A 12,601-nucleotide genomic window follows, 5' to 3' on the forward strand; every position below is an offset into this window, starting at 1 on the left:
ATCACTGCCCGGTCGGGTCGATCCAGTACCGGCGGGCTCCTTTCCGGCTGTCCTCGTAGACTCCGCCGTTTTTCTCGATGACTGCCCGCGAACCGGCGTTATCCTCAGCGCAGGTGACCAGTACCCGTGCAATGCCCAGCGCGCAGGCAATCGGCAGTGCGTCCTGCAGCGCACGCGCGGCATGCCCCTGCCGGCGTGCGGAAGGCCGGACGCTGTAACCAATGTGGCCGCCCTGCTCGAACAGGAAATCGTTCAGGGTGTGCCGGATGGCAAGGGATCCGAGGAACTCATCCCCCTCCACCAGCCACAGATGCGTGCAGTGCACATAGCCCTCCGGCAGCGGTGTATCCGGAAGCCGGTACGCCACCAGGCCCTGCACGAAACTGGAGAAGTCCCCGGCAATTTCCGTGCGGATGCGCTCAAGCGAGGTGTCCCCGTACACGCCGGAACCGTCCATCCGTTCGCCGTCGAATTCTTCGGCCGCGGCCAGCCAGCTGCTCCGGAAGCGGGCATCGGGGGTAATCAGGGTTGCCATTGGGGAATTCTATGGCTATTTGTTTCGGTCGGTTCACGGGAAATCAGCCAAATGGTCAGGATTCCCAGCCCCGGGGATGAAAGACTGCCATTTCATCCGAAAGTCGTTGGGGGGCGGGATAGCTTCGGTGCCATGAACAAAGTCTTGAAATATACAAAAACCTGGGGTGCTCCAACCGCCGCGGCCGTCTTCCTGGCGCTTTGGCTCCTGGGGCAGGGGCACCGCATGTACGGTACCGGTTTCCTGGCCTGGCCCCCGGCCCTTCCGTTGCTCGCTTTGACGTTGGCCATCGGCGTGTCCGCCAAGCATGCCTACGCCGCCCTGCTGGTGCTTTTTGCCCTGCTTGGCGCGCAGATCCTCCGTATAGTCCCCGCTCCCGATTCACATACCTGGCCTATCTACATCGGTGCGGCCGTCGTCCTGTTCTTTGCTGCGCTCACAGGGGACAGATGGAAGCAGGCGGCCGCGGCAGCCGCTGCCCCCTTCTTTTCCGCTGCCATGGCTTTCCTCATGCTTTCGCGCAGCCACTCCTCCGGTCTCGGGTGGCTTCCGATCGATAATGTTTCACGGGTGACTATGCGGGATTACTGGTTCCTCTACTCATCTTTCCTGCTGGTCATCTTGGCCGTCGGATGGCTGGCCGGTTATGCACTGCGCAGCTGGGAAGACCGCCGGACGTTGTCCGACCAGCGCACAGTTGCCGTCGAAGACCTGCGGGCAGCCGAAGTGGATTTGATCGTGGAACAGGAACGCACCCGCATCTCCCGGGACCTGCACGATGTCCTGGCCCACTCGCTGGCCGTGATTGCAGCCCAGGCGGACGGGTCCCGGTATCTGGGCAAGGACCAGCCACAACCCGTGCTTGACGCGCTGGAGAACATCGCTTCGGCTGCCCGGCGCGCCCTGACGGACGCCCAGCGGGTGATCGAGGGGGTGGGCGACGACGGCTCCTCCCTCCCACAGCCGCGGCTGGAGGATATCGGGGAACTTGTGGAGCAGCAGGGCAACAGCCTGCAGGTGGAACGCACGGAATCCGGGGTACCCGTGGACCTGCCGGAGGGACAGCAGATGGCCGTCTTCCGCATTGTGCAGGAGTCCCTGACCAATGCCCTGCGCCACGGCGGAACAGGGACCCGGGTCACCGTCCACCTGGACTGGAGCGGTTCCGGGCTTTCGCTGCAGATAGCGTCCTACGCGGCCCGAAGAGAACTGGTTGCCGAAGCAGCCACCACGGCCCGCACCGGCCGCGGCATCCCCGGGATGCGCGAGCGGGCCCACCTTGCCGGCGGATGGCTCACGGCGGGTCCGGACGGGGACAGCTTCCGGGTCACCGCATTCCTGCCCTACGGCCTGATGTTGAACGCCCCGGGTGCGGAGATCTATGCCGCGGAGCTGGTTGGCGCAGATGAGTGACCCGGCGGCCGACGCCGCACCGATCACCGTGGCCCTGGTGGATGACCAGCCGCTGTTCCGGACCGGTATCCAGATGCTCATCCGTTCGCAGCAGGACCTGGCTTACTGCGGCAGCGCAGGCAATGGACTGGAGGCCGTGGAGCTGGCGGACGCCGCGTCCCCGGACGTGATGCTGATGGACCTGCGCATGCCCGTGGTGGACGGCATCACGGCCACCCGCCGGATCATGGCGGCAGCGGACGAAGCCGGCCGGGAGCGCCCCAAGGTGATAGCCCTGACCACCTTCAACCGGGACCAGGCAGTGGTGGAAGCCATCCGTGCCGGAGCCAGCGGCTACCTGCTCAAGAGCGCCGAACCCGAGTTCCTGCTTTCCGCCGTCCGGACCGTCTATGCCGGCTATTCCGTGGTGGCCCCCGGCTCGGCCCACGATCTCTTTGCGCACCTGACCCGCAGCGCCGATCCACCGGAACCCGATACCGCGGCTATTGCCGAGCTGACCGCACGGGAAAAGGACGTGTTTCTCCTGGTGGCCAAGGGCCTGAGCAATGCGGAGATCGCAGGCAGCGTGTTCCTTTCAGAGGCCACGGTCAAGACCCACATCCGCAGGATCCAGGATCGGCTGGGGCTGGCCACCCGGATAGCCATGGTGGCCTTCGCCTACGAACACCGGCTGCTGGGCTGAAGGGTTCCCGTAGGAAGGAACGCGCCCGTATCCTCCAAGCATGGACCCGGTCCGCGTCTGCTTGGAGATCTTTGCCGGCACCTGCGCCGGCACCTGGCTGCTGTCATTGCTCACGCGGGAGTACTCCTGGACGGACCGCATCTGGTCCGTAGTTCCGTTGGCCTACCTGTGGGTTTTCGCCGCAGCGTCCGACGGCGACCCGCGGGTAACGCTGATGGCGGTGCTGGTGACGTTGTGGGGTGCCCGGCTGACCTTTAACTTTGCCCGCAAGGGCGGGTACGCACCCGGCGGCGAGGACTACCGCTGGGGCATCCTGCGTCGACGCCTGAAGCCGTGGCAGTTCCAGGTCTTCAACCTGCTGTTCATCAGCATCTACCAGAACATCGTCATCTGGGTGATGACGCTTCCGGTCCTGACGGTTTACCGGCACCCCGGCCCGCTTACGGGCTGGGACTGGCTGCTGGCCACCTTGTTTGTGCTTGCGCTGGCGGGGGAGACGCTGGCAGACCAGCAGCAGTGGAACTTCCAGCAGTGGAAAAAGACCCTGCGCACAACGGGGCGGACCCCGGCCACCGGCTTCCTGCAGACTGGGTTGTTCCGCTACTCGCGCCATCCGAACTTTTTCTTCGAACAGGCCCAGTGGTGGCTCTTCTACGGTTTTGCCGTTGCCGCGACGGGCGCCGTGCTGCACTGGACCCTGGCCGGGCCCATCCTGGTGACGCTGCTCTTCGCCGGCTCCACCGTCTTCACCGAGAGCATTTCCCTTACCCGCTACCCCGACTACGCGGACTACCGCAGGCGGACGTCCCGGATCATCCCGCTTCCCCCGCGGCTGCGTCCGCAGCACGCCGGGTGAGGCCACCGCCGTCCTGTCTCCTGCGTCACATTCGGCGGGTTTCGGGAATGGAAGGTTCTTCTACAGGTGTTGAATAGGGCAGGATAGTAAGTAACCTGAAGCCGGCGGCGAGACCGCGGGCCTGGCCAACCACTAGGCACCAACTAAAAGCTTGCGGCGTCCCCCAGCGCCGCGGCACGGAAGGGCTTCGCTTCGGCGGGGCCCTTCCGTGTATCTGAGAAGATAAGACCCATGCCCGGACTGCACCTTCCCAAGCCGCCACGGCGCGCATCATCGGCCGAACCGCGGACGGCCCGCACCCGGGAAGCGCTCGAGGCCGGCCTGTGGGAGCTGCTGCGGGACCACGAGCTGGCGGAGATCAGCGTGGCCGCACTCTGCCGGCAGGCCGGGGTTCACCGCACCACCTTCTATGGACACCACCGCAACATTTTCGACTTTGCCGGATCCGTATATGCCGGGGTTGTGGACCGTCTGGGCACGGTGGAACTGGACCAGCGTGGAACGGGAAGAACGATCGCGGAGATCGGGGACCTGTATGTCGAGTCCATCCGGCAGATCCTGCAGCACACCAAGGCCGAGCAGCGGGTGTACCGGGCACTGTTCCACACCGAGACTTTCCTGGGGATCCTGGCCGACCAGTTGACCGTGCGGATCCTCCTGGCCCTCCACGTCTGGCGGGCGCACGAAGTACACCCCGTCCCGGATCTGGATGCGACAGCCGCCTTCCTCGGCGGTGCCTACGCCTCCTGGTTCGAACAGTGGGTGGTCAGCGACGACGACGACGTCGAGGTGCGGCTGGCGTCGCTGCGCTACCTGTTGCCTGCATGGTGGCCGCGGGACGGCTTCCCGGAGGCCTGACCCCGGTCCAGCCCTGTCTGCCCTGCGCTGTCGCGGGTGGTGCTAGAGCCGGTGCAGGCTGCCCCGGAGCGACTCCAGGTCCGGATATCCGTTAACGGCCATGGTCAGGTCCGCCTCCGCCAGCAGGCTGCGCATCACATGGGTGATCCCCGCCTGCCCGCCCGCCGCCAGTCCGTAGACATAGGGCCGGCCGATGCCCACCGCCGTCGCGCCCAGGGCCAGTGCGCGCAGGGCGTCCGCACCCGACCGCACGCCGGAGTCAAAGAGCACCGGTGCGCCGTTGGCGGCTTCCACCACCCCGGGCAGGCAATCGATCGCGGGGATTCCTCCGTTGGCCTGCCGCCCGCCGTGGTTCGAGCAGTAAATCCCGTCCATGCCGCCGTCGAGCGCCCGCCGCGTGTCCTCCGGAGAACAGATGCCCTTGAGCACAATCGGCAGGGACGTCAGGGAACGGAACCAGGCCAGGTCCTCCCAGGTCATGGTGGGATTGCCGAACAGGGAGGCCCAGAGCATCACGACGGCGGCGGGATCGGTGGACCCCTGCTCGGCCAGGAGCTTGCGGAACCGGTCATCGGAAAGGTAGTTAGCCAGGCACTGACCGGACAGCATCGGCAGATAGGCGGCGCTGAGGTCCCGGGGGCGCCAGCCGTTTACCCAGGTGTCCAGGGTGATGACGATGCCGGAGTAACCTGCGGCTTCGGCACGGTGCGCCAGGGACTCCGCCAGTTCCCGGTCCGCCGGCGGGTAGAGCTGGAAGAAGCCCGGCGTTTCGCCTGCTGCGGCCCGCACCTGTTCAAGCGGTGCAGCGGAAAGGGTGGAGGCCACCATGGGAATGCCCAGTTCCGCGGAGGAGGCGGCGGTGGCGAGGTCGCCGTCGTCGGCCACGGCGCCCAATACCCCCACCGGCGCGAAGAACAGCGGAGAAGGCAGCTGGTGACCTAGCAAATCGATGCCCATGCTGCGCTGTGCCGCACCCACCAGCATGCGCGGCATAATGCCGAGACGCTCAAACGCGGCTACGTTGGCGCGTTGGGTGTGCTCGTTTCCGGCACCTCCGGCCACGTAGCCGAGGATCCGCGGGTCCATCCGGCTCTCCGCCAGTGCCTCCATGGCGGCGAAGTCCATAGGCAGTTCGGGTTGGACGCCGCCGGCACCGTTCAGATAAATGCCCAGCTGATAATCGCCGTAGTTCGTGCTCATTGAGGCTCCGCCTTCTCTTTCCGGCCGCTTTGCCGGGTTTCTGCTGTGTCCCGGATGCTACTCCCGCAGGGGCGGTACATCCTGCCGACCCGCTGCCAACCGGTCCAGCCGCCGTTCCAGTCCGGCCCGGACGGCGGGCCATTCCCGGGACAGGATTGAGTACACCGCAGTGTCCCGCCAACTGCCGTCTGCACGGAGCTTGTCCCGGCGGCGGATCCCCTCGAATACCGCACCGATTCCACTGATCGCCGCGCGGGAACGGTCGTTTCGGGAGTCCGCCTGGAGGGTGATCCTTCCAAAGCCGGCCGCGAAGGCGTAGCCAAGCAGGAGCAGCTTTGTTTCTGCATTGACTGCTGAGCCCCAAACGGCGGGAGCGTACGCGGTCCAGCCCAGCTGGGCCGCTTCCCCGGGCAGGTCCAGATCGGCCAGGCTGCTGGTTCCCACTACAGGGCCGGCACCGTTCCCGTTCAGCAGGCGCACCGCGAACGGCAGCTCATCCCATCGGTAGTGGGCCTGCGCCCACGCCGTGAAGCCCTCAAGATCAGGGTGCAGCCCGGCCGGACCGCCGCCGTATCCGCCGGCGAAGACCTCGGGCACCGCGATGGCCCGGTGCAGGTCCGGCAGCAGTCCGGGGGTCAGCGGCTCGAGCCGGACATACCGGCCGGAAAGAACCGTGGGAAGGGGCCGTAGGGCGCTCATGCCCGCCAGTCTGGCATACCTGCCGGGCAGCAAAAAAAGATCCCGACCCGGGTTTCCGGATCAGGATCTTTTTCTTTGGTTGCGGGGGCAAGATTTGAACTTGCGACCTCTGGGTTATGAGCCCAGCGAGCTACCGAACTGCTCCACCCCGCGGCGTGGTTATGACTTTACCGCAGATTGGGCGTGCGGCGTAATCCAGTGGCCCCGCTCACACTGCACACTGCAGGCTTCGCTACGCTGGGCCGGGTGAGCCTGCCGAAAACTGATACCGCCGTCACTTATCCAGCCGGAGTCCTCACCGGGACCGGAACCGTTCTCCATATCGAAACCCGGCCCGACGGACGGCTGGCCGTCCTGCTGGATTCCACCCCCGTACACCCTGTCGATGCGGCCTGGCCCGACCAGGGGCCGGACCGGGCAACCCTGACGACGCCGGCCGGCACCGAGGTGCCCCTGCTTGACTGCGTCGTGGGCGCCACTGACGGGTCCATCCTGTTCCTGGGCCGGGACATCCCGGTCAGGAAGGGCACCGAGGGTTGGGTCTTCGTGGTGGTTCATGTAGTGCCGGGGGACACCGGCATTACCCAAGGAGATCGTGTAGGGCTTCGGGTGGACGGCGAACACCGCGCCGGGCTTTCGGCCGGGCACACTGCCTGCCACCTGGCGTCGTTGGCCCTGAACCGGCAGCTGGCCGGGGCCTGGAAAAAAGAGGTGCAGGCAGACGCAGCGGGGAACCCGAACTTCGACGCCCTGGCGGTTGAGACAACAACGATTCTGCCCGGCGGATCCCGGGACGTTTACCGGTTGGGGAAGTCTCTGCGGCGCAAGGGCTTCCTGCCGGATGCGCTGCTGACGGATCTGGCAGCCGTGGAAAAAGGCGTGAATGCAACGTTGGCTGAGTGGGTGGCATCCGACGCGGAGGTCCGCATCGAACGCGAATCGGACCTTCTCACCGGTATGCGCCGCTGGGTCTGCGACCTGCCGGGCGGCCCGGTCAGTATTCCCTGCGGCGGCACCCATCTGACCTCGCTGGCCTCGGTTTCGGAAATTGAAGTGCGGTTGAGCTGCGAACCCGGCGAGGCAGCCGCGGAAGTGGTCATGGATACCATTTGCACCCGCGCCGCGGAGGCTTAATCTGCAAATGATTGCAGGTCCGCAGCGCGGGCATTGGCATTTCCCTATTCCGGAGCATTCGCCTCCCGCCCTGCGCCGAGGAGTGCTTTTACGCCAATTGATCCAGTAGCCGGGGACAGCCCTTGTCCACTGGAATGGATGAACGTAGTGTTCCGCGCACGTGAACGAAACCGCTGTCTCAAATGAGCAAAGGTGACCAGATGAGATTTCGACACAGCAGGGGGAATCACTGCAACCGTCATTCCCGGCTTCGAACGGGGCTGGCGTCGGCGGCAGCAGTGGCCTTGGCGCTGACCGGCTGCAGCGGGTCCGAGGCGGAGGGCAGGGACGAGATTGTCGTAGCCATTGTCTCCAATCCGCAGATGCAGGATGCAATCTCGCTTCAGGATGAATTCAAGGCACAGTATCCGGATATTGACGTCAGCTTTGTTTCCCTCCCCGAAAACGAGGCACGGGCGAAGATCACTGCCTCTGTTGCCACGCAGGGCGGGGAATTCGACGTCGTGATGATCTCCAATTACGAAACGCCGATGTGGGCGGAAAACGGATGGATCACTAATCTGCAGGATTACGCCGATTCGACCGAAGGGTACGACCCCGACGATTTCGTTCCTACTATCCGGGACGCATTGAGTTACGAGGGGGATCTCTACTCCGTTCCGTTCTACGGCGAATCCTCCTTCCTTGTCTACCGCCAGGACCTGTTTGATCAAGCCGGCCTGACTATGCCGGAAGCCCCCACCTGGGAGGACATCCGCGGCTTCGCCGAAGCGCTCAACGATCCGGAAAACAACATGTCCGGAGTCTGCCTGCGGGGCCTGGCAGGCTGGGGTGAGGTCATGGCACCGCTGGGCACCATGATCAATACCTACGGCGGCCGCTGGTTCGATGAGGACTGGAACGCCCGCCTGGACGAGCCGGTAGTCGAAGAAGCCGTCACCGATTATGTGGACCTGGTGCAGAGCTACGGGCAGGCCGGTGCCGCCACCAGCGGATACGGGGACTGCCTGACCCTCTACAGCCAGGGCAACACGGCCATGTGGTACGACGCCACGGCCATGGTTTCCGCCATTGAGGACCCGGCATCGTCCCTCGTCGTCGGCAAAAGCGGGTATGCGCCGGCCCCTGTCAAGGAGACGGAGTCCTCCGGCTGGCTCTACAGCTGGTCCCTGGCCATCCCCTCCACCAGCGACTCCAAGGACGCCGCCTGGGACTTCGTCTCGTGGATGACCAACAAGGAATACATCCGGCTGGTCGGCGAAGAGATCGGCTGGGAACGGGTGCCGCCGGGAAGCCGGCTCTCCACATATGAGATCCCTGACTACGCCGAGGTGGCCGAGGCCTATGCCGAGCCCACCCTGGAAGCCATGGCCGGGGCGTCCCAGGAAAGCAGCATGGTCCGCGGTGTGCCCTACACCGGACTCCAATTTGTGGGTATCCCGGAGTTCCAGGACCTGGGCACGCGCGTGGCGCAGCAGATTTCGGCGGCCGTCGCCGGACAGCAGACAGTCCAAGAAGCGCTGGAGCAATCCCAGGGCTACGCCGAAACGGTGGCGGAAAGCTACCAGGACGGAGCGGGTTAATGTCCACCTTGGTTGAGCGGCAACAGGTCCGCGCCAGGAAGGCCGCGACGGAAAGGGAGGGCGGGGGAATGTCCTCCGCTGAGGGATGGCGGCGGCGCCTGCCGCTGCTGCCGGCCCTCATTTTCACCCTGATCGTGACGCAGGTGCCCTTCCTCTTCACTATCTGGTACTCCCTGCAGAACTGGAACCTGCTGCGGACGGAGGGAAACCAGTTTGTGGGGCTGGAGAACTACATCGACATCTTCTCCGACTCCACGTTCCGCGGGGCGGCGCTGAACAGTGTCCTCTTCACCGTGGCCTGTGTGTTCATTGCGATGCTGCTGGGGATCATCTTCGCCCTCTTGCTGGACCGAAGCTTCGCGGGGCGGGGAGTGGTGCGGACCCTGCTGATCACACCGTTCCTGATCATGCCGGTGGCCAGCTCCCTGCTGTGGTCCATTTCCATCCTGAATCCCAGCTATGGCCTGCTTAACTGGGTCATTGGCCTGGTGGGGATCCCCCCGGTGGACTGGACGTCGCAGCATCCCATCGTCTCCATCGTGATGGCCCTGGTGTGGCAGTGGACCCCGTTCATGATGCTGCTGGTCCTGTCCGGACTGCAGGCCCAGTCCAAGGACGTGCTGGAGGCGGCCCAGGTGGACGGCGCCGGCTGGTGGCGGACCTTCATCTCGGTCACGCTTCCGCAGCTGCGCCGTTACATCGAACTCGGCATCCTGCTCGGCGCGATCTACGTGGTCAACACCTTCGACCAGATTTACCTCATGACCGCCGGCGGACCTGGGACGGCCAGCGCGAACCTGCCGTTCTACATCTACCAGCGGGCTTTCCTGGGCTTCGATATCGGCCAGGCCGCCGCCATGGGCGTAGTGGTCGTCATCGCGACCATCATTGTGGCCACCCTGGCCCTTCGCCTGATCTTCAAGAGCTTCGACGTAAAGGAATAACGACGTGGCTACCCAAACCGCTGCACCTACTCCTCCCGCTGGGAAGGAGACCCGCGCCGGCGCAGACCCGGTCCGGAAACCTGCCCGCCGGTTCAACGCCGGTCCTCTCCTCACCACAGTCACCTGGGTGCTCGCACTGGTTTTCTTCTCGCCGGTGCTCTGGATGGTGCTAACGTCCTTCAAGCAGGAATCCGCTGCGGCATCCGATCCGCCGGTGTTCTTTTTCGCCCCCACGCTGGATCAATACCGGGCGGTGCTGGACAGCGGTGCCGGAAGCTACTTCGCCAACTCCGCGATTGCCACGGGCGTCTCCACCATCCTCGTCATCCTCCTGGCCGTTCCGGCGTCCTATGCCCTAAGCATCCGCCCGGTGAAGAAAACCTCCGATGTGCTGTTCTTCTTTATCTCCACCCGCATGCTGCCCGTGGTCGCGGTGATCATGCCGATCTACGTGATTGCCGGGCAGCTGAAGGTCTTGGACAACGTGTGGACCCTGGTGGTGTTGTACACCTCCATGAACCTGCCCATCGCCGTGTGGATGATGCGCTCGTTTTTCCTGGAGGTTCCCGGCGAGGTGCTGGAGGCGGCCCAGATGGACGGAGCCGGATTGATGAAGACCCTCTGGCGGGTCCTGATGCCCATGGTGGCACCCGGGCTGGCCGCGACTGCTCTGATCTGCGTAATTTTTGCCTGGAACGAGTTTTTCTTCGCCCTGATCCTCACGGCCGGGCAATCGGCCACGGTGCCGGTTTTCCTCGTCGCGCAGATGACCAGCGAAGGCCTGTTCCTGGCGCAGCTCTCAGCGGCGTCCGTACTGGCCTCGCTGCCGGTGGTGATCGCCGGCTGGGTGGCGCAGAAGCAACTCGTCCGCGGACTGTCCATGGGGGCGGTCAAGTAAACGGCACGCTGTGACCGGGCCGCGCCGGCCCGGTCACAGCGCCGAGTTCTGCTCCTGCACTGTGGCGTTGGAGGAGACCTCGAAGGTCCGCTCGGGCGGCTCAACGTTGGCGGGATCCATCCACATAAACTCCCAGACATGTCCGTCCGGGTCGGTGGCCGAACCGCTGTACATCCCCGGCATCCTTTCCTCGGCCGGTGCATAGACTGCGCCTCCTCCCGCCGTGCAGGCGGCCAGGAAACGGTCGACTTCGTCCCTGCTGTCGCAGCTGATGCCGTTCAGGACTTCCTTGCCCGCTGATGCGAGATGCGGGGTGTCCCCTTCGGGCAGGAACTCCTGGTAATAGTCCTGCTGCAGCAGCATCACCACGATGCTGTCCGAGACGACAATGGCGGTGGTGCGTTCGTCGCTGAACTGCGGGTTCTTGGTGAAGCCGAGGCCGAGGTAGAAGTTCTCAGCTGCCGGCAGGTCCGCAACCGGGAGATTGGGGAAAATCATGCGTTCCATGACTGCTCCTTCCAGGAGGCCCATGGGTGCGCTTCATGGCGGAGAACCCATGGAGGATACGGGTAACGCGCTGTGCCTTCACGTTGCCACCGCTCGCCCCTGCTGGCAACGGGTCGCCGTCATGATGCCCCCTCCATGCCCGGCCGCGCAGCAATAACTGCTAATCTTCCAGCTGCGAAGGCGGGCCGGTATCACCGGCTATCTACCTGGCATCACCAAACCTAGGGAGAAGCCAATGAGCACCAATCCGGACGCCATTTACCTGGCCCAGGCCATCGCCCTGGCCACCGGGAACGTGGCCAACGGCGGCGGCCCGTTCGGCGCCGTCATCGTCACGGCAGAAGGCGCCGCGTTTGAAGGCGTCAACCGTGTAACCGCAAACAATGACCCCACCGCGCACGCCGAGGTCACGGCCATCCGCAACGCATGCGCCACCCTGGGCACCTTCGACCTCACCGGTGCGGTGCTCTACACCAGCTGCGAACCGTGCCCCATGTGCCTGGCGTCCTCGCTGTGGGCGAGGGTGGACCGCGTGGTGTTCGCTGCTGACCGGCACGACGCCGCCAGCGCGGGGTTCGACGACGCGGCCTTCTACGAGTACTTCGAAACGCCGCGGGAGCAACGGTCCATGCAGGTCTCGCAGCTGGCCGTGGACGGCGCACCCGCCATGGCTCCGTTCAATGCCTGGACTGCGGCTGCGGAACGGGTCGACTACTAGGGGCGGTGGGCTCCCTGACCGGTTCCTAGAACCGGCGTTCCAAAGCGGCGCCGATGGTCTTGGAATAGCAGGTGGACCCGTCGGACATGATGTACGGGCCGAAGTTCGGCACCACCCGGTAGCCGCCGTTCTCATAAAAGCGTTGTCCATCGGGTTGGGCGGACCCGGCCTCCGCCGTGAGAACGGCGAATCCCATCTGCTTGGCCCGTGCCTCGAGCGCCCCGAGGATTGCCGTCGCCACCCCGGAACCGCGTGCGTACGGCAGGACATACACCCGCTTGATTTCCGCCGTCGTCGTATCCAGCCGCCGCAGCCCGCCGCAACCCAGCGGTTGGCCGGTGCTGCGCTCGTAGGCGATGAGGAAGACGGCCGCGTCGGCGGCCCGGGGTGGACTGGGATCGTGCTCCACGGTGCCGTAGCGGGCGTCGAGTTCGGCCTGCTGGGCTTCACGGAGGTCGGCACCTACGGGATTGCTCCACGGCACTTCGCGGATCCGCAGGTGCGGTGTTGAGTAGGGACGGAATCCGGAAAAGGGTCTCAAATCCGACATGCTGCCTCCAGCGGCCAAGGGTAT

The 12,601-nt window shown here is 65.1% G+C and carries 14 protein-coding genes and 1 tRNA gene; 9 read left to right on the top strand and 6 right to left on the bottom strand.

Annotated features, from left to right (window positions below; translation table 11 throughout):
* Position 1 precedes the first annotated feature (1 nt).
* Entirely contained in the window at positions 2-535 is a 534-nt protein-coding gene (locus QNO03_RS12415) for a GNAT family N-acetyltransferase (protein ID WP_289603499.1), read from the bottom strand.
* Between the two features lie 132 nt (positions 536-667).
* Between QNO03_RS12415 and QNO03_RS12420 the strand changes: the two genes are divergently transcribed.
* The 4 genes from QNO03_RS12420 to QNO03_RS12435 all read left to right on the top strand — a co-directional run bounded on the left by QNO03_RS12420 (position 668) and on the right by QNO03_RS12435 (position 4,344).
* Positions 668-1,948, top strand: a complete 1,281-nt coding sequence (locus tag QNO03_RS12420; protein ID WP_289603500.1) for a sensor histidine kinase — start codon at positions 668-670, stop codon at positions 1,946-1,948.
* Positions 1,941-2,630 (top strand): response regulator, encoded by a 690-nt coding sequence (locus QNO03_RS12425; protein WP_289603501.1) that lies wholly within the window; start codon positions 1,941-1,943, stop codon positions 2,628-2,630. Before QNO03_RS12420 ends, QNO03_RS12425 begins: the two co-directional genes overlap by 8 nt.
* A gap of 40 nt (positions 2,631-2,670) precedes the next feature.
* A complete protein-coding gene (locus QNO03_RS12430; protein WP_289603502.1) occupies positions 2,671-3,486 on the top strand; it encodes a DUF1295 domain-containing protein in 816 nt (271 codons plus the stop codon).
* Positions 3,487-3,717: 231 nt separating this feature from the next.
* On the top strand, positions 3,718-4,344 hold the full coding sequence (locus QNO03_RS12435) for a TetR/AcrR family transcriptional regulator (protein WP_289603503.1): 627 nt from the start codon (positions 3,718-3,720) through the stop codon (positions 4,342-4,344).
* Between the two features lie 42 nt (positions 4,345-4,386).
* On the opposite strand, the gene QNO03_RS12440 is transcribed toward QNO03_RS12435, so the two are convergent.
* The 3 genes from QNO03_RS12440 to QNO03_RS12450 all read right to left on the bottom strand — a co-directional run bounded on the left by QNO03_RS12440 (position 4,387) and on the right by QNO03_RS12450 (position 6,396).
* A complete protein-coding gene (locus QNO03_RS12440; protein ID WP_289603504.1) occupies positions 4,387-5,544 on the bottom strand; it encodes an alpha-hydroxy-acid oxidizing protein in 1,158 nt (385 codons plus the stop codon).
* Between the two features lie 57 nt (positions 5,545-5,601).
* Complete coding sequence (locus QNO03_RS12445; protein ID WP_289603505.1) at positions 5,602-6,243, bottom strand: GNAT family N-acetyltransferase; 642 nt, start codon at positions 6,241-6,243, stop codon at positions 5,602-5,604.
* Positions 6,244-6,319: 76 nt separating this feature from the next.
* A tRNA-Met gene (locus tag QNO03_RS12450) sits at positions 6,320-6,396 on the bottom strand.
* Between the two features lie 93 nt (positions 6,397-6,489).
* Between QNO03_RS12450 and QNO03_RS12455 the strand changes: the two genes are divergently transcribed.
* The 4 genes from QNO03_RS12455 (at position 6,490) to QNO03_RS12470 (ending at position 10,802) form a co-directional block, all read left to right on the top strand.
* Entirely contained in the window at positions 6,490-7,377 is an 888-nt protein-coding gene (locus QNO03_RS12455; RefSeq protein ID WP_289603506.1) for an alanyl-tRNA editing protein, read from the top strand.
* 362 nt (positions 7,378-7,739) lie between these two features.
* Positions 7,740-8,960, top strand: a complete 1,221-nt coding sequence (locus QNO03_RS12460) for an ABC transporter substrate-binding protein (protein WP_289603507.1) — start codon at positions 7,740-7,742, stop codon at positions 8,958-8,960.
* Positions 8,960-9,904 carry a carbohydrate ABC transporter permease gene (locus QNO03_RS12465; protein ID WP_229946160.1) on the top strand — a complete coding sequence of 315 codons (945 nt, stop codon included), beginning with the start codon at positions 8,960-8,962 and terminating at the stop codon, positions 9,902-9,904. The genes QNO03_RS12460 and QNO03_RS12465 overlap by 1 nt, the downstream gene beginning before the upstream one ends.
* Positions 9,905-9,908: 4 nt before the next feature.
* Positions 9,909-10,802: a carbohydrate ABC transporter permease gene (locus QNO03_RS12470; protein WP_229946162.1), complete on the top strand. Its 894-nt coding sequence runs from the start codon at positions 9,909-9,911 to the stop codon at positions 10,800-10,802.
* Between the two features lie 33 nt (positions 10,803-10,835).
* Here QNO03_RS12470 and QNO03_RS12475 read toward each other — a convergent pair whose 3' ends face one another.
* On the bottom strand, positions 10,836-11,309 hold the full coding sequence (locus QNO03_RS12475; RefSeq protein WP_229946164.1) for a VOC family protein: 474 nt from the start codon (positions 11,307-11,309) through the stop codon (positions 10,836-10,838).
* 235 nt (positions 11,310-11,544) lie between these two features.
* Here QNO03_RS12475 and QNO03_RS12480 point away from each other — a divergent pair, with 235 nt between their 5' ends.
* The gene (locus QNO03_RS12480; RefSeq protein ID WP_289603508.1) at positions 11,545-12,027 is read left to right on the top strand and encodes a nucleoside deaminase; all 483 of its coding nucleotides are present in this window, start codon (positions 11,545-11,547) and stop codon (positions 12,025-12,027) included.
* A 25-nt stretch (positions 12,028-12,052) separates the two neighbouring features.
* Here QNO03_RS12480 and QNO03_RS12485 read toward each other — a convergent pair whose 3' ends face one another.
* Positions 12,053-12,577: a GNAT family N-acetyltransferase gene (locus QNO03_RS12485; RefSeq protein ID WP_229946168.1), complete on the bottom strand. Its 525-nt coding sequence runs from the start codon at positions 12,575-12,577 to the stop codon at positions 12,053-12,055.
* Positions 12,578-12,601 lie beyond the last annotated feature (24 nt).

Source organism: Arthrobacter sp. zg-Y877, assembly GCF_030373105.1.
Classification (GTDB): domain Bacteria; phylum Actinomycetota; class Actinomycetes; order Actinomycetales; family Micrococcaceae; genus Arthrobacter_B.